This is a genomic window from Qipengyuania aquimaris, assembly GCF_009827445.1.
GTDB lineage: Bacteria > Pseudomonadota > Alphaproteobacteria > Sphingomonadales > Sphingomonadaceae > Qipengyuania > Qipengyuania aquimaris.
In genome coordinates, this window is sequence record NZ_WTYI01000001.1 from 1,659,941 (window position 1) to 1,680,880 (window position 20,940).

Genomic DNA, 20,940 nt, shown 5'->3' on the forward strand with positions numbered 1-20,940 from the left:
ATTCTACAGGCCCAGCTTGATGCCGGCCCATACGGTCCGCGGCACACCGAGATCGATGGAGCCGCCCTGGTTTCGGGTCACGATTTCCTCGTCGAACAGGTTTTCGCCGCGCAGCACCACGGCAAGGCGCCTGGTCACGGGCACCTGCGCGTAAACGCCGAAGGTGGTCGCGGCCGGCAGCAAATCGGTCTCGAGATCGTCCTCGAACTGGTCGCCGGTGTGGCGCAGCGATGCTGCGAGCAGCCAGTCCGTCGCGGGTCGCCAGCTAAGCGTCGCCCCGCCCGCCCAGCGCGGCGTTTGCGCAGGCCGGTTGCCGTCGAAAGCGGCGCCCGCATCGCGTGCCTCGGCATCGGTATAGGCGAGCGAGAGATCGAAGCGCAGCGTGTCGAGGGACAGGCCAGCGGAGACTTCAACGCCGCGCGCCCTGATCTCGTCGATATTCTGGCGCTGGCGGGTGGTGGCATCGAGAGTGACGTTCGCGATCGCCCCTTCGACCTTGTTGTCGAAAACCGTGGCCGACAGTTCCACGCCCTCTGCCGGGGTCAGGTCGAACCCGACCTCCACGCCTTCCAGCCGCTCGTTACGCAGGGAAGCATTGGCATTGGTCGTGACCGGAAACACGACGAAGGGCCGGTAAAGCTCGTTCAGCGTGGGCAGGCGCAGGCCGGTGTACCCCGCTGCACGCAGGCGCAAGGCATCGGAGGCCCTGAACAACACGCCGCCGCGATAAGAATCCTGCCATCCGGAGCGATCCTCGAACCGGTCCGACCGGACCAAGCCACCCGAGGCATCGCGGGCCTCGTAGAAGCCGTCCGAAATCGCAAAGCGGTCAACCCGCGCGCCGCCCGTCAGCGTGATGGGGCCGAGAAGCCATTCATGCTCCACGAAGAAGCCGAGATCGGAATTGGTCCCGCCCGCATTACGGCGTTCGCGCACCGTGCCGCTGAAAGCGCTGATGGCGGTTTCGAACAGCTCGCCATTGGAGCGGCGATAATCGACACCCAGCCGCAGGACCTGATCATCCTGGACCGGCGGACGCACCTCCAGCTTGCCGCCAAGCCCGGTCGAGGGGGTATTGCGCTGGTCGAGGACCGGCACGAACCGCGTCGAGCTTATGACCGTATTGGTGAAATTGCGCGCCTGCACGTATGCGAGCGCTTCATATTGCCAGTCGCCGCGCCCGACGAGGCGAATGCTGGCATCCTGGCCGGAGCTGGAACTGTCCGCGCCATCGAAGCGCAAGGTGCGGCGGTCGTCATAGACAAGGCCGCGCACCTGCAGCTCCGCATCCTCGCCCACGGGAATGACCTCGCGAAGCTGCGTGGACCAGCTGTCGTAAGCCGATTTGGCGCTGGCATCGACACGGTCGGTCTGCGGCGTGGTGAAAAAGCCCGGCCCCCGGTCCCAACGCGCGGAGATCACCCCGAAGCCGTCGGCGAGTTGCGAGGATGCGTGCAGCGCGCTCTCCGTACCGCCGCGATCATTGACCAGGACCTGGCCGCCGAAACCGTCGAGATCGACAGCACCGGCGCTCACCAATTCGATCGTTCCGGCCAGCGCGCCGGCGCCGAACGAACCCGCACCGCCCCCGCGCGTCACCCTGATTTCGCCCAGGCGTTCAGGTGCAATCGCGGTGAAAGGAATGAAGCCGAAAAAGGGATCGGCCATCGGCACGCCGTCGAGCAGCACCAGCGCGCGGCTGGTCGCATTGCCGCCGAGAGCACGCAAGGTCGCACCCTGTGCGCTGGGATTGGAAGAGCGGCTGTCCGAGCGCCGGAATTGCTGGAAGCCTGCGACCGAAGATAGCACGTCCTCTATCCGTCCCGAAGGCGCCGACACGATCTGTTCGCGCTTGATCGTCTGCGTATCGTAGGCCGGACTGGCAGGGGTTTCCTCCAGCCCTTCGCCGGTGACGACGATGACCGGCACCTCGGTATCCTGTGCGATTACAGGCGATGGGGGGGCGGCAGCCGCCACGAAAATTCCGGCGCGTAGCGCGAGAGAAGCTGGAGCGAGCAATTTCATCGGCGGTGCTTTCGGGGACCCTCGCCGGCCGGTCAAGCCAATGCTCTCAGTCTTCTTCGGATTCGAGCACGGCGGCCATGGGCGATGTGCGCGGAAGGCTTTGGAAAGGTTGCTGGTCGTCGGCTGCAACGGGAGGGGATGCGGCCATACGCCAGAGGCCGAACAAGCCACCGAGCAGCGCCAGGGCGCCGATCGCGAAGAACAGGCCCGCCGGACCGGCAACGCTCATCGCGGTCGATCCGATCAGAGGCCCTGCAACCGCGCCTGCCGAATAGGTGAGCACCAAGCCGCTGCTCGCCCCGATACGCTCATCTTCTTCGAGGTGGTCGTTCGTATGTGCGACGCATAGGGGATAAAGGGCGAAGGCGAAGCCGCCGAACATCGCACCAAGCAGGATCGTCCCCTCGTTCGGCAAATCGAGCAGGACAAGGCCCGCACAGATCGCCGCCGCAATCAGGCTGCACCACACGATTACCCTACGACGGTCGAACCGGTCGGACAGCAATCCGAGCGGGTATTGCAGCAGCACGCCGCCCGCGATCACGCTGAAGGTGAAAAAGGCGACCTGCGAAAGGTCCATGCCGATCCGCTGCACGTAAACCGCACCCATGGCGTAGAATGCGCCCAGCATGGCGCCGGTCGTCAGCGTGCCGACGATGCCGAGCGGGGATGCAGTATAGAGGCGCTTCAGCGAGAACGGCACGGTGCGTTCGATATGCGGCTGCTCCATCCGGGTCAGCAGGACCGGCAGCAGCGCAAGGGACAGCAGCACGGCCGAAACCATGAAGGGCAGGTCCGGCGAATTGTCGCCCAGGTTCAGCAGGAACTGGCCCGCTGCCTGCCCGCAATACAGGGCGATCATATAGGCCGCTAGGATCGTGCTGCGGTTATGCGGCTGGGCCTGCTTGTTGAGCCAGCTTTCGAGGCACACGAAGACGCCCGCCATGGCAAAACCGTCCACTAGCCGCAGCGCAATCCACAAATAGGGGAAGTCCACGATCGCATAGGTCAGGCTGCTTGCCGAAAACACAGTCACGAAAGCAGCGAAGGCGCGGATGTGTCCGATACGTGCAATCAGGGCTTCGACCTTGAGCGAACCCCAAGTGAGCCCCGCGAAATAGCCTGTACCCACGATGCCGATCAGCAGCGCCGCCGCGCCCGCCTCTTCCAGCCGGATGGCGATGAGGGTCGAAAGGAAACCGCTTCCCGCCATCAGGATGAAGATGGCGAACAAGAGGGACCGGATCGGAAGGGCCGAAGATAACATCGAATCGCCCCTAACACTCATGGCACATGCTTCAAGGTGCTGCGGAAATCGCAGGTCCGGAACTAGCATAAAAAACGCGGCCCTGCGGGACTTACCGCAAGGCCGCGCAAGGCGGGCCGGCTGGCGTGCGAGAGCCGGCCGATCCGTTTAGAAGCGGTAGGCGACGCCGGCGCTCAGCACCCATGGGTCGAGATCGTGTTCGGTCTGGATGGCAAGCGTGTCGCCTGCGTACCAGCTCGCCGTGGTGCCGACGAAATAGCGCTTCGCATCGACGCTGAAGGCGAGGCCGCTGTCATTGACCGGAAGATCAAAACCGGCCTGCAGCACGAAGCCGAATTCGTCCGACAGATCGGTCTTGGTCACACCCAGCGGCAGGGTCGCTTCGCCGGGGTCCACATCCACCCAGAGGAAATAGGTCGCGCCCGCGCCGACGTAGGGCTTCGCACCGCCGAGATCGAAGTGGTATTTCGCCGTGACGGTGGCCGGGATGAGCTTGGCATCGGACACCAGCTCGGCACCCGTCAGGCCAGAGACGGCGTCGACATCGTGCTGCGTCATGCAGCAGATCGTCTCCAGCGAGAAATTGGGCGAGACGAAATACTCGATCGCGAGCGTCGGCACGACATTGTCGTTGGCCTCGGTCTGCGTCCCGGCAGGCAGGCCGACGATATCGGTTTTCACCTCGGTGATCTTGCCATCGGGAAGCACGGCTGTGCCTAACAGCTTCACCTGGATGGCGCCCTTGGCGTCCTGTGCCTGCGCCTGGGCGGGGATGGCAAGCATCGCGAGCCCCGCGACGGTTCCGGCAAGCAGTTTCTTCATTTCGCATTCCTTGGCGCGATGCAGCGGCCACCCCATGCGGCCCAGGTTGTTGCATCGCGTGGCAAGGCAACTGCACCAGCTTTCCATGGTGCTCCTTGATCTGGATCAATGAGATACGCTTTTCGCCGCGCGATAGGGCGTGCATGCACACTTGCACCGACGCCTTCGACTGCTTCGTAAGCCGCGTTCTGCCCAAGCGCACAGGGCCGGAGACCGTGCGCCTGTTCCGCACGCTGGGTTCGCACGTCCACCTTAAAGCGGACCGTCAGCTCCACTACCCCGACGACGAGCCGACCCTCGTCTTCCTGTGCGACGGTGCGACGAAACTGGTCGCCCATGCCTCGGACCATCGCGAACAGGTGCTCGCCTTCCATTTCACCGGAGACCTGCTGACGCTGCCCGCCCATGGCGCGCACAGCTACACGCTCGAAGCACTGGTCGAGTGCGACCTCATGACTTTCCCCTACGCACAGTTCCTGCAAGCTGCCGAAAAGCACCAGCAGGTCCTCACCCAATTGCTGGAGCGCAGCACCGTCTCGCTGCAGCGCAGCCGAGAGAAGACCCTCACGCTGGGGCGCAAGTCGGCGCTCGAACGCGTGTCCAGCTTCCTGCTCTCCATGGCAGAGCGGATCGGACGCGGTGAAGGGTCCGAGGTGAAGCTGGACCTGCCCATGTCGCGCAGGGATATCGCCGACAGCCTCGGCCTCACCATAGAGACCGTCAGCCGCCAGTTCACCTTGCTGCGAGACCAGGGACTGATCCGGACGCAGGGCCGCTCCGGAGTGACGTTACTACGCGTCGACGAACTCGATCGCCGCGCAGGCCACCTCAGGGTCGCGGCGTGAAAAATCCATCAAATTTGATCCACATCAATGCCGGATCCCGGTGGCCACGTTAGGCGCGCAGGGATTGCACGGGAGGTAATATGCAAGCGGAAACCGCATTAGGCCGCACAATGCTGTGGTTTGTCCTGTTCCTGGTCTCGATCGTGGTCGTCGCCACGGCGGCCGACGGGGGCTTTGCCGCTCACGCGGTAATCGTGGCGCTGGTGTGCTTCGTCCTGATGTGGATGAGCGCATCGCGATACGATCCCGCGAGCAAGCTCAACAGCTTCTTCAAGATGCCCGACACGCCGTCGAAATATGACGACGACCCCATTCGCTGGGGCGTGCTGGCGACCATGTTCTGGGGCATTGCGGGCCTTGCCGCGGGCCTCTTCATCGCCTTGCAGCTGGCCTTCCCGCAGCTCAATTTCGAGCCCTATTTCAATTTCGGCAGGGTTCGCCCGCTTCATACCAGCGCCGTGATCTTCGCATTCGGCGGCAATGCCCTGATCGCAACGAGCTTCTATGTCGTCCAGCGCACCTGCCGCGCGCAGCTGGCCTTCCCCGGCCTCGCCCGCTTCGTATTCTGGGGCTACCAGCTGTTCATCGTGCTGGCTGCGACGGGTTACCTGCTCGGCGTCACGCAATCGCGCGAATATGCAGAGCCCGAATGGTATGTCGACCTGTGGCTGACCATCGTGTGGGTGGCCTATTTCATCGTCTTTGTCGGCACCATCGTGCGCCGCCGCGAACCGCATATCTACGTCGCGAACTGGTTCTACCTCGCCTTCATCGTGACCGTTGCGATGCTCCACATCGTCAACAACCTCGCCATGCCGGTGAGCCTGCTCGGCGCGAAGAGCTATAGCGCCTTTGCCGGCGTGCAGGATGCGCTGACGCAGTGGTGGTACGGCCATAACGCGGTCGGGTTCTTCCTGACGGCGGGCTTCCTGGCGATGATGTACTACTTCGTGCCGAAACAGGCCGAACGCCCGGTCTACAGCTACCGGCTGTCGATCATCCACTTCTGGTCGCTGATCTTCCTCTATATCTGGGCGGGTCCGCACCACCTGCACTATACCGCGCTGCCCGACTGGGCGCAGACGCTGGGCATGGTGTTCTCGATCATGCTGTGGATGCCCAGCTGGGGCGGCATGATCAACGGCCTGATGACCCTCAACGGGGCATGGGACAAGATCCGCACCGACCCGATCATCCGCATGATGGTCATGGCGCTCGCCTTCTACGGGATGAGCACGTTCGAAGGGCCGATGCTCTCGATCAAGAGCGTGAACAGCCTGTCGCACTATACCGACTGGACCATCGGCCACGTCCACTCCGGCGCGCTGGGATGGAACGGCATGATCACCTTCGCCTGCGTTTACTTCCTCGTGCCGCGCCTGTGGGGCCGGGAGCGGATGTATTCGCTGCGGATGATCAACTGGCACTTCTGGCTCGCGACGCTCGGCATCGTTTTCTACGCTGCCACCATGTGGGTTGCCGGGATCCAGCAGGGCCTGATGTGGCGCGAATACGGACCCGACGGATACCTCGTATGGTCCTTTGCAGACAGTGTCGCAGCGATGTTCCCGATGTACGTGCTGCGCGCTTTCGGCGGCCTGCTCTACCTCTCGGGCGCCTTCGTGATGACCTACAACATCTGGATGACGCTGGCCGGGAAGCTGCGCGACGAAGCGCCGATGCGCGACGCCGCCTACGACGCGGAGAAAGACCGTCCGATCGTCGACACTCCCACCAGCGCCGTTCCGGCCGAATAAGGGCTGACTGCCATGACCATGACCGAACGCCACAAGAAACTCGAACGCAATATCACGCTGCTGGCGGTGTGCACGCTGATCACGGTTGCAATCGGCGGCCTGGTACAGATCACCCCGCTCTTCTACCTCGACAACACCATCGAGAAAGTCGACGGGATGCGGCCCTATACCCCACTGGAACAGGCCGGGCGCGACATCTACATCCGCGAAGGCTGCTATGTCTGCCATAGCCAGATGATCCGCCCGTTCCGCGACGAGGTGGAACGCTACGGCGCATACAGCCTCGCTGCGGAAAGCATGTACGACCACCCCTTCCAGTGGGGCTCGAAGCGGACCGGGCCCGACCTTGCCCGCGTCGGGGGTCGCTATTCGGATGAATGGCACGTCCAGCACCTCATCAACCCGCAGGCCGTGGTGCCTGAAAGCGTCATGCCGCAATACGGTTTCCTCGCCGGAACCGAGCTTGCCGTGGGCGATCCTTCCGCGACCCTCACCGCGCTCAGCCGCGTCGGCGTGCCCTACTCGCAGGAAGACATCGACAACGCCCTGATGGACCTGTTCCTGCAGGCCGATCCGGATGCGGAAGGCGATTTGGAAGACTTCCAGCGCCGCTATCCCAAGGCGCAGGTGCGCGATTACGACGGCGATCCCTCGCGCATCACGGAGATGGATGCGCTGGTCGCCTATCTCCAGATGCTGGGCACGCTGGTCGATGTCGACAGCGCCGCCGCGCAGCAGGAACTCGCGCAGGAGAAAGGCCGATGACCTCCTACGAAAGCCTGCGCCACTTCGCCGACAGCTATGCGCTGATCGCCACCGTCGCGCTCTTCCTCCTGCTGTGCCTGTGGCCGTTCCGCCCTGGAGCAGGAAAGCGCAACGAAGAGGCAGCCAATTCGATCTTTGAAGGAAACGACGATGGCGAATAAGCGCATCGACCAGCCCACCGGCACCGAAACCGTCGGCCACGAATGGGACGGCATCGAAGAACTGAACACCCCGCTGCCGCGCTGGTGGCTGTGGACCTTCTACCTCACGATCATCTTCGCCATCGGCTATGTCATCGCATACCCGGCCTGGCCTATGATCGACCGGGCGACCGCGGGCATGCTCGGCTGGTCCAGCCGCGGCGCGCTGGCTCAGGAGATGACCGCCGCCGACCGCGCACAGCAGAGCTTCCGCGAACAGCTTGCCGCGATCGACGTGGTGAAGCTGCGCGACAATCCGGAACTCATGCAGCGCGCCGTCGCGGGCGGCGCAGCGGCGTTCAAGGTGAACTGTTCGCAATGCCACGGATCGGGCGCGGCGGGGAGCCAGACATTGGGCTATCCCAACCTCAACGATGACGACTGGCTGTGGGGCGGCGATCTTGCGGCGATCCACTATTCGATCGACCGCGGCATTCGCCAGCCGGACGATAACGAGGAGCGCCAGAGCGTGATGCCATCGTTCGACGGCGCTTTCGACAGCGCGCAGCTCGATGCAGTGACGCAGCACGTCCTGTCGCTGAGCGGCAATGCGGATGCCAGCGCGGCAGGCGCGCAGATCTACGGCGATAATTGCGCGGCCTGCCACGGTCCAGCCGGACAGGGCGACCGTGCGCAAGGCGCGCCGCGTCTCAACGACCAGATCTGGCTTCGTGGCGGAACTGCGGCGGACATCAAGCGCCAGATCCTCAATCCCAGGATGGGCGCAATGCCCGCATGGGGCGAGAGGCTGGACCCGGTGACGGTCAAGATGCTGACAGCCTATGTCTATTCGCTCGGGGGAGGCGAAGAGGCGCAAGCGGAGATTTCCGACAGCGCCGAGCCCCAACCCGAAGCGGAAGCCGGAAACGATGGGCAACCCTGACACTCCGGACGATGCGAAACGCGACTGGGCGGTGACCGTCGAGGACGGCATCGCCAAGTCGAACGAGCCTGTGTCCAGCGCCGTTGCCGATCCGGCAGCGACCACGCGCCGCCACGAACCGCACGAACCGCCGCGCGAGACGCTTCCGGAAAAGCTCTACGAGGCCCGCAAGTCGATCCACAACAAGCGTATCGACGGGCCTTTCAGGCGCTTCAAATGGTTCGTGATGCTCGTCACGCTGGGGATCTATTACGTCACCCCCTGGCTGCGGTGGGAACGCGGACCCTACGCACCCGACCAGGCCGTGCTTGTCGATCTCGCCAATCGCCGCTTCTACATGTTCGGCATCGAGATCTGGCCGCACGAATTCTATTTCGTCGCGGGCTTGCTGATCATGGCGGGCATCGGGCTGTTCGTGATTACGAGCGCCGTTGGCCGCGCCTGGTGCGGCTATGCCTGCCCGCAGACGGTCTGGACCGACCTGTTCCAGCACATCGACCGCTTTGTCGACGGCGACCGCAATGCGCGCATCCGGCTGGAGAACGCGCCGTGGACCTGGGGCAAGGTGTTCCGTCGCGGCTTCAAATGGTCGATCTACCTCGCCATCGGCTTCGTGACCGGCGGGGCGTGGATCCTCTATTTCGCAGACGCGCCTACACTTTTCCGCGACTTCTTCGCGCTGGAAGCGGCGCCGGTGGCGTACGCTACCGTGGCGATCCTGACGCTGACCACCGTCACCTTGGGCGGCTTCATGCGCGAACAGGTCTGCATCTACATGTGCCCATGGCCGCGCATCCAGACCGCGATGATGGATGAGAAATCGCTGATGGTCACCTACAAGGACTGGCGCGGCGAACCACGCGGCAGCGTGAAGAAAGCCGCGAAGAACCCCGGTCAGTTCGGTGATTGCATCGACTGCACGCAATGCGTCCAGGTTTGCCCGACGGGCATCGATATCCGCGAAGGCCCGCAAATCGGCTGTATTACCTGCGCCCTATGCATCGACGCCTGCGACAAGGTCATGAAGGATATCGGCAGGCCGCGCGGCCTGATCGATTATGCCACGCTGGAGGATTGCGAGCGTGAAGCCGCAGGCGAAGCACCGAAACCGGCATGGCGCTACCTTCTTCGCCCGAGGACGATGGTCTATTTCACAATCTGGGCAGGCATCGGCGCGGCCTTGTTGTTCGCGCTGGGTGTGCGCACGCATACGGAAATGACCGTCGCGCCCGACCGCAACCCGCCTTTCATGCTGATGAGCGACGGATCGATCCGCAATTCCTTCACGCTGAAAATCCGCAACATGGAAAGCCGTCCGCGCGACATGGAAATCGCGCTTGAGGGGCTGGAAGGCGGCGTCATGTGGACCGATGCCATCGGCCGGGACGAGGCAGCCGCCACGCAGACCGTCACGGTCGCTGCCGACCAGGTTCGTACCATCAGGGCCTATGTGATGGCTCCTCACGACGCAAAGTCACAGGACTTTGCCTTCACCGTCACCTCGCTCGACGAACAGCGCGAAAGCGACCATGTCGAGACCCGCTTCGATGCACCGGAGACCCCATGATGCAGAAGGAATTCACAGGCAGGAAGATGGCCGCGATCCTCGTGGCAGGCTTTGGCGTGGTAGTGGCGGTCAACTTCACCATGGCTGCCATCGCCTCGGGCAGCTTCAGCGGCGTCGTAGTCGAGAACTCCTATGTCGCCAGCCAGAAGTTCAACGGCTGGCTCGACCAGGCAGAGCGGCAGGAAGCGCTGGGGTGGAATGCCGAGGCCAGCCGCTTGGGCGACCGCCTGGCGCTCGACCTCGAGAACGTGCCCGCCAGCGCAACGATATACGCACAGGTGCGCCGCCCGCTCGGCCAGGCCGACACGCGCGAGCTTACCTTCGTGCAAACCGGCGAAGCGCGAATTCTGTCGAGCGAAGCCCTGCCCGCAGGTCGCTGGATCGTGCGCGTTTCGATCGAACGGGGCGATGACCGCTGGGTTTCGGAGGAGCAGATCGGGTGACCGCGCCGTTCCGCCAGCAAGATCTCGAGGATAGCGCGCTCGTCGACACGCGCCTGACCGTCCCGGGTATGCGCTGTGCAGGATGCATTGCCAAGATCGAGCGCGGCCTTGCCGAGATCGAGGGTATCGACGCCGCCCGCGTGAACTTCTCGGCCAAGCGCGTCGCGGTGCGGCACAGCCCGCGGCTGGATCAGGGAGATCTGGTCGAGGCGCTGCGCCACCTTGGCTTCGAAGCGCAGGCCCTCGCCGAAAATCCGCTCGGCAGTAACGACAAGGAAAGCAGGGCCCTGCTCCGTGCGCTCGCGGTCGCCGGGTTCGGCATGATGAATATCATGCTGCTGTCGGTCAGCGTCTGGTCGGGCGCGGGCGGTGTCACCCGCGACCTGTTCCACTGGTTGTCGGCAATCATCGCGCTGCCAGTCGTCGCCTATTCGGGCCGCACCTTCTTTGCCTCTGCCTGGATGGCGCTGCGCTACGGACGCACGAACATGGACGTGCCGATTTCGATCGGCGTACTGCTTGCGACCGGGCTGAGCGTGTACGAAACCTTTGCGGGCGAAGGGCACGCCTATTTCGACAGCGCCGTCATGCTGCTGTTCTTCCTGCTCGCGGGACGGGCGCTGGATGCGACCATGCGTACCAAGACCCGCGCAGGCATCGGCGCGCTGCTTTCCAAGATGGGCAAAAGCGCGCGCGTTCTCGGCCCCGATGGCGGCACTTCCGAAATCAAGGCGGAAAACCTCCAGCCGGGGATGGTGATGGTCGTCGCTTCCGGCGATGCACTGGCCGCCGATGGGGTGATCGAGAAAGGGCGCGGGTCGCTCGACAACTCGATGCTGACCGGGGAGAGTGATCCGGAACCCGTCGAGACCGGATCCGTCGTTCACGCAGGTGCTATCGCCCTGTCCGGGCCGATGGAAGTGCGCGTCACCGCAGCATCTTCCGATACGGTGATCGCCGAGATCGCCCGCCTCATGGACGAAGCGGGCCAGAGCCGCAGCCGCTATACCCGCATCGCGGACCGCGCATCGCGGCTGTATGCGCCCGCCGTCCATTCGCTCGCACTGCTGGCATTCCTTGGCTGGATGCTGGCTGGCGCAGGCTGGTATCAGTCGCTGGTCATTGCGATTGCTGTCCTCATCATCACATGCCCCTGCGCAATGGGGCTCGCGGTCCCTGCGGCACAGGTCGTGACCTCCGGCGCGCTCATCAAGCGTGGCCTGCTGGTAAAGGACGGTAGCGCGCTCGAACGCCTCGCAGAGGTGGACATCGCGATCTTCGACAAGACCGGCACGCTGACGCTCGGCGAACCGCAGGCCGACCTTTCCCCTCTCGGCGAGAAGCAGCGGCAGGTCGCCCTGGCGCTTGCGCAGACCAGCCGTCACCCGCTTAGCCGCAGCCTCGCGGATGCCCTGAAAAGCGAGGGCACGCGGCCCGCACAGGTCGAGGACATCGCCGAGGTCGAAGGGCAGGGTCTCGCGGGCACGTGGCAAGGGACGCCCGTTTCGCTTGGTCGCCCGGACGAAGAGACCACCGGCATGGCCTCCCTCCTTCGCATCGGCCCTGAAGAAACGATCATCACCTTCGCGGATGGCCTGCGCGCCGATGCGAAGGAAGCACTCGCTAAACTCGCGGAACAGGGCATCTTGAGCCGCATCCTATCGGGGGATCGCCAGGGAGCGGTCGAAGCGGTCGCGAAGGCTCTCGATGTCCCGGCCACCGCCTTGGCCAAGCCCCAGGACAAGCTCGCCCTGCTCGAAGACCTGCGGTCGAAGGGGCAAAAGGTCCTGATGGTGGGAGACGGCATCAATGACGGTCCGGCCCTAGCCGCGGCCCATGCCTCGATCGCGCCCGGCACTGCCAGCGACGTCAGTCAGCAGGCGGCGGATGCGGTTTTTACCGGCAAGGCGCTGATGCCTGTCGCTCTCGCTATCTCCCACGCGCGGAGGTGCATGGCGATCGTGCGCCAGAACTTCGGCCTTGCTGTAGTCTACAACATCTGCGCCGTGCCGCTCGCCCTCGCCGCGATCGTGACCCCGCTGATTGCGGCCATCGCCATGTCCGGCAGTTCGCTGATCGTGGTGGGCAATTCGCTGAGACTGGCGAGGGTCAAGGAATGAGCGGCCTTCTAGTCCTCATCCCCATTGCGCTTGGCCTTGGCCTATTAGGCCTGGCGATGTTCTTCTGGGCCATGCGCGACGGCCAGTTCGAAGACCTCGACGGGGCCGCGCAGCGCATCCTCATCGACGACGAGGATGAAGAAGAATGAACGGGACGGGGATCGGCTTGCTCGCATTGGTGCCTGCGATTGTCGGCCCCCTGCCCGAGCAGCAGCGGATTATCTCCGCGATCATTTGCGGCAATGGCGATACCGTCACTATCGACATCCCGGTGCAGCCGAGGAAGTCTCCCCTGACCCAGCCGTGTCATGCAAAAGGCTGCCGCGGCGCATCCCGCAAGCACAATTTGATCTGACGCAAAGACGGGCCGTCCGCGCATCGGCAATCGGGCGCTATGTGGACCTATTACCCCGACCTGCTCGCAACGCCCGTGCCGCGTTACACGAGCTATCCGACCGCCGCCGATTTCGGCGAGCTTCCCGCTAATGCTTATCGCGAGGCACTGGAAAGTGTGCATGGCGATGTGTCGCTTTACCTCCACATCCCGTTCTGCGAGCAGATCTGCTTCTATTGCGGGTGCAACACCGGCAGGGCCAACCGGCAGCATCGTCTGGCGAGCTATCTCGATGCCCTTCAAACCGAAATCGCCACAGTCGCCGCCTTGCTGCCAAGCGATGCGCACGTTCGGCGCATTTCCTTCGGCGGGGGCAGCCCCAATGCCATTGCGCCGGCCGATATGCTGGGCCTCCTCGACGCGCTGTCCCGGCATTTCCATCTCGATGCCCCGATCCTTTCGACAGAGCTCGACCCTCGAACGATGTCGCAGGACTGGGCCGACGCCATCGGACAGGCGGGATTCGATATGGCGAGCCTCGGAGTCCAGACATTCGCCGCGCATTGCCAGAAAGCCATCGGCCGCGTCCAGGATGAAGACCTGATCCTGAGGTCGGTCGACTGGTTGAGGCAAGCCGGTGTCGGCTCGATAAACTTCGACCTCATGTACGGTCTCCCAGGCCAGAGCGAAGACGATCTGCTCGACAGCCTGCAACGCACGCGCGCGCTCGGAGCCGACCGGATTGCGCTGTTCGGCTATGCCCACGTCCCGCATATCGTGCCCAGGCAGCGCGCAATACCCGCGTCGCAACTTCCCGATCAGGAAGCGCGCTTCGCCATGGCCGATCTCGGCTATCGCTACCTTTGCACGCATGGCTACACACCTGTCGGCTTCGATCATTTCGCCAAACCGGGCGCCGATCCGATGGCGACAGCTGCGCTAGCGGGTACGCTGCGTCGCAATTTCCAGGGGTTCACCGACGACCAGGCCGCCAATCTCATCGGATTGGGCGCCTCCGCAATCTCGTCCTTTCCGGGACTGCTCGCGCAGAACGAGAAGAATTCAGGCAGGTATCGGATGCGTGCATCCCAGGGGCTGCTGAGTGCCGAGCGCGGTATCAGGCGAAGTGCACACGACCGGTATCGTGGGAGCGTGATCGAAGCATTGCTGTGTCACGGGCGTGCCCGGATCGGCGCAAGGCTGATGGCGCAGGTCCGCTGCGAAATCGCACCCTTCCTGGAGCGCGGCCTCGCGTCATTCGACAATGAATGGCTGACGATCCTGCCCGAGGGCCTGCCCTACGCACGCACGATCGCTGCCCTATTCGATACCTATCGCGCCGTTTCGATGCGCCAGTTCAGCTCTGCCGTCTGACCCAAATCGGTCCATGGGCCTGCACTCAGGGTTAATTGGCTTGCAAGCACACCTTCTATTAACCATCGTGTTGCAGCGTGCGCAGTGAAGAGCGCCAATTTGGTGCATCCGACTGTTTGAAATGATTAGGAATTCCGGAACAGCCGCGTTCCGCAGACCGTTCTTATGGGCATGAGCCGCTTGAAATCCATACGAGGAAATTCCGCTTTTTCAGCGGCCTGCGCGCTCGTCTGCCTGCTCGCGGCGTCCCCTGCGGCAAGCAACAGCCCCCAGGTTTCCGTCCAGAATCCATCGGCCCTGAGGTTCGGCACGTTTGCCGTGCCGAATTCAGGCTTCCGTGAGGTGTCCCCAAGGGGCGGAATTTCCAGCGGCGGTATCTTCGCTCTCGATGATACAGGTGTCGGCCCTGCCCGGTTCGTCGTACAATACGACCGTGGCAATAATGGCCGACGCGAACTCAATCTCGTCATCGAGATCGTGTTTTCTGCACCTTCGACCTACGCCCAGGGCGGCATTACGGCGCGCCTGTCGCGTTACCAGATCGACCTTCCCGGTTATGGTGCGGTGCGTCCGGGTCAGGTTATCCGGATCGAAATGCCCAATTGCAGGCAACGCGTCTGTTCGCGCGCTTTCAATCTTGGCGGACGGATCGACGTCGATCGCAATTTCGGCGGCGGGCTGGTGGAAATACCGATAGTCGTCGACGCAGCCGTCATTTCGGTCCGATGATCGGCCGAAGACATCTCTCCCTCATCGCGTTATCTCTTTTCTTAACGAACGTGACGGCACCTTTCACGCCTGCTTCGGCGCAGGATAGGGCGCAGGCGAGCGGCTCTGCGGCGGCGACTGTGGTCTCGCCGATCACCGTCCGTGAGGTCGAGCCGCTTCGCTTCGGAACCGTCGCTACTGGCGACACCGGCGGCACATTGACGCTCTCGCCAGCTGACGGATCAACGAACGTGACGGGCTCCTTGCGGAGTATCTGTCCGTCTGGTTCCAGTTGCACGGCAAGCCCGGGCATCTTCGATGTACGCGGCGAAGCGGGGCGAAGCTACCGCGTGACTGCTCCTGCCCAGGCCCTGGCAACCAGAGCCGGAGGGGGTGGAACGCTGAACGTTACCTCCATCACGATTGCGACCCAAAGCGTGCCGGGGCCAGGAACGCGAGGCACGCTGGACGATAGCGGAAACGACCGGTTCAAGGTGGGCGGAACGGTGCAGGTGGCGCCCGATTCGAATGCCGGCACCTACGTCGCAGAGATGGACATGGTAGTTTCTTATGACTAACCAGCGGTAAATATTCCCCGTAAGACCACGTAGTTCCGCGTTTTCGAGGCGGTAAGCTTTCCTTAAAACCTAGGTCCTATCCCCTAGTGCTGCACCGGCAATAGCTGGGCGCGCTATTGTACGAACCAGGGGACACCTAATGAAGAAGATCATCCTCGCGGCTACCGCAGTCGCATTCGCAACTCCTGCGATGGCTGCTCCGGGCGACACCGCCACGGATTCGGGTACCGCAACCGCTGAAATCGTCGCTCCGATCACCATCACTCACGATGCTGGCGCTGCTCTCGATTTCGGTATCGTAATTCCCGGCACCACTGCAGGCACTGTCGTCGTGACGCAGGCCGGCGGTGGCTCGGTCACCGGCGATGCACTGTTCGTTTCGGGCAGCTCCAACGCAGCCGACAGCTTCACGGTCACTGGCGATGCCAGCCGTGCTTACAACATCGTGACCACTGGCGGTTCGGTTGCTTCGGGCACCAACACCATGTCGTTCACCACTGATGCTCCGGCATCGAGCACGCTTTCGGCAACTGGCACGGACAGCTTCTCGGTCGGCGGCACCCTGAGCGTGGGCGCCAACCAGGCTGCTGGTGTGTACACCGGAACCTACTCGGCAACGGTAACCTACAACTAATCGGATCGGGCAGTTGCCGGCACGATGTCGGCAACTGCCCACCGATCTTCCTGACCGATGAGCCGGCACATGATCAGGACATACCTCGTAGGGCTCATGGCCCTGCTAGCCGGCCTTCTGGCTCCTCAGGCACACGCGCAGTCGACCGATACCATGTCGGTAACCGGCGCTTCCAAGGTGCGTGTGGTAGAGCCTATCTCGATCGTGAACATTTCCGATCTCCGGTTCGGCGCATTGATGCGACCCGCGACCAACGGGATCGTCGAAGTTGCTGCCGATGGCGCGGTGACCACCAATCTCGACCTGTCCACATTTCCCAACGGAAGGGCCCCTGCCCGCTTTACCGTGCTGGGCGAGGCGCAGCGACGCTTTATCATCTTCCTGCCAAACCGCATCGATATCACCAATGGCACCTCTACCATGCTGGTCGATCGCTTCCGGACTAACCTAGACCGGGGTTTCGGCCGCTTCGATGCCGTGGGTAGCTACGACCTCTACATTGGCGGAAGACTGCATGTCGACGCGAACCAGGAACCGGGCAGTTATTCGGGGACTTTCGACGTCGCCGTTCTTTATCTGTAAATTAACCATGCCTAGGATATGACCCGGACTGGGCCCAGCGCCCATGTTTTCAAGGGCAAAGCAATGAAATCCGGGTCGAATTTCGCAAAATCCAAACTGGCTGCCGCGGCGATGGTTGTGGCAAGCACATTGGCGCTCGGCTCCGGGACATCCGTTGCACAGGATGCGGCTGCGCAAGCTGCACCTAGCCCGCCTGCCGGATCGGTCAGCGGATTGGGTGATGTGAACCTGTTTCCCAAGCGCGTAGTGATCGATGGCCGCCGCGCAATCGCCACTGTCGGCCTCTACAACAAGGCAGTCGATCCGGGCGATTACGAAATCAAGATCGTCGATATGGCCATGACGCCGCAGGGCCAGCTGATCTCCTTCGACAATGGTCTCGATGAAGAAACCAAGGCCAAGGTACGCACGGCCAGCCAGATGCTGCGCTATTCACCGAGGCGCGTGCGCCTGGCGTCGACCGAATCCCAGTTGATCCGGGTGATGGCCCGTGGATCCAGCGACTTGCCCGATGGCGAGTACCGTTCCCACTTCATGGTCACCTCGGTGCCCGATGCGGAAGGCTTCAGCATCGAGGACGCGACCGGCGCGCAGCAGGCCGATGGCATCGGCGTCACGATCCGTCCGCGCTTCGGCATCGCGATCCCGGTGATCGTCCGCGTGGGCGAAACCACGCTCGATGTCAGCATTACCGGTTCTACCTTGCTGACCGCACGCGACGGCACCCAGGCAGTCGGGTTTATCCTCAATCGCTCCGGCACGCGTTCGGCATTCGGTGACGTCATCATCAAGGCCGCTGGTTCGGCAGAGCCTATTGCCGTTTCGCGCGGTGTCGGCATCTATCCCGAGATCGATGCCCGGGAAGTCATCGTTCCGATCAATCCGGAAACCGATCCTGCCCTGCTTACCTCCGGTGCGCGCCTGCAGATCGAATTCGTGGACGATGATTTCGCCCCGGGTAGCAAACTTGCCGAGCATAGCTTCGTAGTGCCGTGAACAGACGGGTTATCGTTGGTGGTGCCGGTACCGCTTGCCTGATTACGGCGGCGGTGGGTTTCGGCCTTTGGCCGACCCAGGACCAGCAACGCACCAGATTACCCCAGCCGAAAAAGCAGGCTGCGGACACGGACAAACCTGCCGTAAGCCTCCGCAAGCCACTGCCCGCCCCCACTTTCGATCCGGCAGTTTCGAAGACTCGGAAAGCCGTTCCTCCGCGCTCAAGCCTGCTTGGCAGCGCAAGCACGCTGCCCTCAGTTGCAAGCAGTCCTGAAGCCAAGGGAGGCGGCGCGCCCAAGGCGTCAGTGCCAAGCGCCGCTACGGAGCTGGCGGAGCTGGCGCTACCCGGGCCGATCGAGCGGTATCAGCCCCTCGTCCCGCCCGGCGCAGGGCAATCACTCGCCGAAACGAAAGCATCCTCCCCAACCGAGGCAAGCGACGATCAGCTAATGGCTCGCGTCGTTTCGGTCGGAACCGCGACCGTTGGCGAACCTGCCGAGTCCGCCGAATCCTTTGCTGCGTCCGAACCCGAGCCGATTTTTCTGGGTTCGCGCAACCAACCCGTGCTCGAAATCCAGGCCGCGCCGCTTGAACTGACAGCCTCGCTTGCTCCGCTCACCCTCGAACCCTTGCCGCAATTCGAGCCCGCTACGGCCATACTCGCCCAGCAGGGCGGGATCGGAGAAACTGCCAACCCGGTCGCGGATAATATAGTCACGCCGCCCTCTGCCGAGATGCCTCGTGAATCTGGCGATGGCTTTGCTTCCATTGCAGAGACCCAAGTCACCAGCGGGGAGGTCGTTGGCGAAGAGGGGCTGATCATCGGGTCTGATGCTCTTGTCCAGACAACTGCCGGTGACAGCAGCGCACCCGCGTCCACCTTTGGAGCGGCTGCGGAAGAATACCTGTCGGTAGCGCCGCTGCAGGAACCCGCGAGCCCGAGCATTTCGGGTTCGCCCCGCACTGCCGCGGTGTCGGGGATTGTTGCAACGCCTGTTACTGCCGATCCCGTCGCAGGCACAGATGCGGCGCAACTTTCCCCGCGGCCTGAACCGACCACGGCCACCTTCCCAATCGGAATGGAAGCTATTGCCGCGGCGACGCCAGCCTCCGGAACCGAAAAGTTCGAGCGGGTTGTGGCGGAGGCGGACCAAACCGCGCCTCGGCCGCAAGTTGCAGAATTGTCTGCAGCCAATGTCGCCTCTTATGCGCCGCTTACGGCTGCGCTGGTCAAACGGCCCGTAGCCGTGACAGGAAGTGCGCCGGGCACCTCGGGCCTAGCGGATCCCACGGCGACATCTCCGATCCTTGATGGCGGGCCTGCTGTAACCGACAATTCTTTCGCGTCGGCGCCGGGTCTTGGAGGCAATCTGGGTGATGATGGCCCCCTCATCTCATACCAGGACGAGCTCATCCTCGAAGTTCGGGTGAACAACGCCAAGGAAAGCGACACGATCATCGGGTACGGCACCCGCTCGGGGCTGTACCTTCCCCTCGGCAGTATCGCGCGCATCTTGGACCTGGCAGTAACCGTTACCGACGAAGGTCGCTATGCGCATGGCTGGATCCTGAGCGAAGACCGTACTCTCATCATCGATCTGCGAGAGGGCACCATTCAGGCCGGCGACCAGACCATCGAGATCGAAGGCGTCCTGGCCGCGGACTTCGATGGCGAGATGTTCCTCCGGCTGGACCAGTTCGAACGACTGTTCCCGATCGAGGTTGAACCAGATCTCAGGACCCAGTCGGTCTACATTACCACTCTGGAACGCTTCCCTTTCGAGGAACGGTCTGCGCGCGAAGCGAGACGCGCGAGGTTGGAAGCACGGCAGGATAATCCCAAGGCGAAGGAATTCGAACGCGTCGACCTCGCATACGAGCCGATTTCCTTTCCGACCGCCGACATCGAACTGCGCGCGGTTTCGGACCGGACCTTCGGGACTCGTGCGGAGGCCGATGTCTTCCTTGCCGGCGATCTCGCTTTTCTTACTGCCGAAAGCTACCTGAGCGGCGATACCGTGAACGGCCTTACCGCTTCGCTCTTCAGGGTCGGCAGGATGGATCCGGACGCCGACTTGCTGGGGCCGCTGGAAGCAACATCCTTCGGTGTCGGTGACATCAACTCAACGACCATGCCGCTCGGATTGCGCAGCGTCGCCGGGCGAGGCTTCACAGTCACCAACGCGCCTTCAGACGTCGGGTCGGTATTCGACCAGATTGATCTGCGCGGTATCCTGCCCGCCGGCTACGAGGTCGAACTCTATCGGAACGATATCCTCATCGGCTCGACCAGTGAGTCCTCTAACGGTCAGTACGAATTTCTGCAAGTACCCGTGGATTTCGGTCTCAATGTCTTCCGCCTCGTTTTCTTCGGCCCGCAAGGCCAGCGAAGCGAAAAGGTCGAGCGTATCACGGTCGGCGATGGCCGCCTTGCCAAGGGGAAACTGGTCTACAGCCTCGATGCGACCCAAAGAGATCGGAACCTGTTGGGTGTGAAGCCGCCGAACTTTTTCGAGCCTCGCGATTATGGAGCCTGGCGCACGTCGGGGCAGCTCTCATACGGCCTGACCTCCGATATCACGACTATTCTCGGCGGCGCCTGGTTCGAGCGCGAAGGGGAGCAGCGCTGGCTCGGCACCGCAGGCATTCGCACCGGCTTCGATGGGGTTGCAGTACGCGCCGATGCGGGAATAGCCGATGGCGGGGCTTATGCGATTAGCGGCGGGTTGGGTGGTCGGTTCGGGCGATCTGCCATTACGGTCAATCACACGGAATACAGCGGCGAGTTTCCTGATGAGACCGTAGCTCTGGGCACCGAATTCCTGCGCCGCGCCACGGAAGTCGACTTGAACACTACGATCGGTTTCGGCGGTGAAGGAGCCAATCTGTCGGTGCCGGTAAGCGCGCGCTTCCGCGCATATGAAACCGTCGACGGCCGCAATACACTTGCCGCCGGGGTGCGCGCCTCGACGCGCGCAGCGGGATTTCTCGTATCAAACAGCATGGAATTTTCGCGGATCAGCGGCGCGGGACTGCAAGC

General features: G+C 63.1%; 20 protein-coding genes (1 of these 20 running past the window's edge). 17 read left to right on the forward strand and 3 right to left on the reverse strand.

What is annotated here, in order from left to right; genetic code table 11:
* Positions 1-3: 3 nt before the first annotated feature.
* The 3 genes from GRI34_RS08055 to GRI34_RS08065 form a co-directional block, all read right to left on the reverse strand.
* Complete coding sequence (locus GRI34_RS08055; RefSeq protein WP_160595486.1) at positions 4-2,025, reverse strand: TonB-dependent receptor; 2,022 nt, start codon at positions 2,023-2,025, stop codon at positions 4-6.
* A gap of 46 nt (positions 2,026-2,071) precedes the next feature.
* On the reverse strand, positions 2,072-3,292 hold the full coding sequence (locus GRI34_RS08060; protein WP_160595487.1) for an MFS transporter: 1,221 nt from the start codon (positions 3,290-3,292) through the stop codon (positions 2,072-2,074).
* A gap of 147 nt (positions 3,293-3,439) precedes the next feature.
* Positions 3,440-4,114, reverse strand: a complete 675-nt coding sequence (locus GRI34_RS08065; RefSeq protein WP_160596450.1) for an OmpW/AlkL family protein — start codon at positions 4,112-4,114, stop codon at positions 3,440-3,442.
* A 143-nt stretch (positions 4,115-4,257) separates the two neighbouring features.
* Between GRI34_RS08065 and GRI34_RS08070 the strand changes: the two genes are divergently transcribed.
* From GRI34_RS08070 to GRI34_RS13420, 17 genes are all read left to right on the forward strand, one after another.
* Positions 4,258-4,959 (forward strand): helix-turn-helix domain-containing protein, encoded by a 702-nt coding sequence (locus GRI34_RS08070; protein ID WP_160595488.1) that lies wholly within the window; start codon positions 4,258-4,260, stop codon positions 4,957-4,959.
* Positions 4,960-5,069: 110 nt separating this feature from the next.
* Positions 5,070-6,716 (forward strand): cytochrome-c oxidase, cbb3-type subunit I, encoded by a 1,647-nt coding sequence (gene ccoN, locus GRI34_RS08075; protein ID WP_160595489.1) that lies wholly within the window; start codon positions 5,070-5,072, stop codon positions 6,714-6,716.
* A gap of 12 nt (positions 6,717-6,728) precedes the next feature.
* On the forward strand, positions 6,729-7,481 hold the full coding sequence (gene ccoO / locus GRI34_RS08080) for a cytochrome-c oxidase, cbb3-type subunit II (protein ID WP_160595490.1): 753 nt from the start codon (positions 6,729-6,731) through the stop codon (positions 7,479-7,481).
* Complete coding sequence (locus tag GRI34_RS08085) at positions 7,478-7,642, forward strand: cbb3-type cytochrome c oxidase subunit 3 (RefSeq protein ID WP_090480486.1); 165 nt, start codon at positions 7,478-7,480, stop codon at positions 7,640-7,642. Before ccoO ends, GRI34_RS08085 begins: the two co-directional genes overlap by 4 nt.
* On the forward strand, positions 7,632-8,564 hold the full coding sequence (gene ccoP, locus GRI34_RS08090) for a cytochrome-c oxidase, cbb3-type subunit III (protein ID WP_160595491.1): 933 nt from the start codon (positions 7,632-7,634) through the stop codon (positions 8,562-8,564). The genes GRI34_RS08085 and ccoP overlap by 11 nt, the downstream gene beginning before the upstream one ends.
* Complete coding sequence (gene ccoG / locus GRI34_RS08095; RefSeq protein WP_160595492.1) at positions 8,551-10,131, forward strand: cytochrome c oxidase accessory protein CcoG; 1,581 nt, start codon at positions 8,551-8,553, stop codon at positions 10,129-10,131. The genes ccoP and ccoG overlap by 14 nt, the downstream gene beginning before the upstream one ends.
* Entirely contained in the window at positions 10,128-10,574 is a 447-nt protein-coding gene (locus tag GRI34_RS08100) for a FixH family protein (protein ID WP_234028178.1), read from the forward strand. The genes ccoG and GRI34_RS08100 overlap by 4 nt, the downstream gene beginning before the upstream one ends.
* Positions 10,571-12,694 carry a heavy metal translocating P-type ATPase gene (locus GRI34_RS08105; RefSeq protein ID WP_325065201.1) on the forward strand — a complete coding sequence of 708 codons (2,124 nt, stop codon included), beginning with the start codon at positions 10,571-10,573 and terminating at the stop codon, positions 12,692-12,694. The genes GRI34_RS08100 and GRI34_RS08105 overlap by 4 nt, the downstream gene beginning before the upstream one ends.
* Entirely contained in the window at positions 12,691-12,843 is a 153-nt protein-coding gene (ccoS, locus tag GRI34_RS08110; RefSeq protein WP_160595493.1) for a cbb3-type cytochrome oxidase assembly protein CcoS, read from the forward strand. Before GRI34_RS08105 ends, ccoS begins: the two co-directional genes overlap by 4 nt.
* Positions 12,840-13,049 carry a hypothetical protein gene (locus tag GRI34_RS08115; RefSeq protein WP_160595494.1) on the forward strand — a complete coding sequence of 70 codons (210 nt, stop codon included), beginning with the start codon at positions 12,840-12,842 and terminating at the stop codon, positions 13,047-13,049. The genes ccoS and GRI34_RS08115 overlap by 4 nt, the downstream gene beginning before the upstream one ends.
* Positions 13,050-13,088: 39 nt before the next feature.
* A complete protein-coding gene (gene hemN / locus GRI34_RS08120; RefSeq protein ID WP_160595495.1) occupies positions 13,089-14,402 on the forward strand; it encodes an oxygen-independent coproporphyrinogen III oxidase in 1,314 nt (437 codons plus the stop codon).
* Between the two features lie 171 nt (positions 14,403-14,573).
* Complete coding sequence (locus GRI34_RS08125; protein WP_160595496.1) at positions 14,574-15,131, forward strand: DUF4402 domain-containing protein; 558 nt, start codon at positions 14,574-14,576, stop codon at positions 15,129-15,131.
* Between the two features lie 50 nt (positions 15,132-15,181).
* Positions 15,182-15,688 (forward strand): DUF4402 domain-containing protein, encoded by a 507-nt coding sequence (locus tag GRI34_RS08130; protein ID WP_160595497.1) that lies wholly within the window; start codon positions 15,182-15,184, stop codon positions 15,686-15,688.
* A gap of 139 nt (positions 15,689-15,827) precedes the next feature.
* Entirely contained in the window at positions 15,828-16,322 is a 495-nt protein-coding gene (locus tag GRI34_RS08135) for a DUF4402 domain-containing protein (protein ID WP_160595498.1), read from the forward strand.
* Positions 16,323-16,391: 69 nt separating this feature from the next.
* Positions 16,392-16,904: a DUF4402 domain-containing protein gene (locus GRI34_RS08140; protein ID WP_160595499.1), complete on the forward strand. Its 513-nt coding sequence runs from the start codon at positions 16,392-16,394 to the stop codon at positions 16,902-16,904.
* 63 nt (positions 16,905-16,967) lie between these two features.
* Positions 16,968-17,900 (forward strand): fimbrial biogenesis chaperone, encoded by a 933-nt coding sequence (locus GRI34_RS08145; RefSeq protein ID WP_160595500.1) that lies wholly within the window; start codon positions 16,968-16,970, stop codon positions 17,898-17,900.
* Positions 17,897-20,940, forward strand: the 5' portion of a protein-coding gene (locus GRI34_RS13420) for an SdrD B-like domain-containing protein (protein ID WP_160595501.1). The gene runs 961 nt beyond the window's last position; only the first 3,044 of its 4,005 coding nucleotides appear in the window; the start codon lies at positions 17,897-17,899; its stop codon lies off the right edge, out of view. The genes GRI34_RS08145 and GRI34_RS13420 overlap by 4 nt, the downstream gene beginning before the upstream one ends.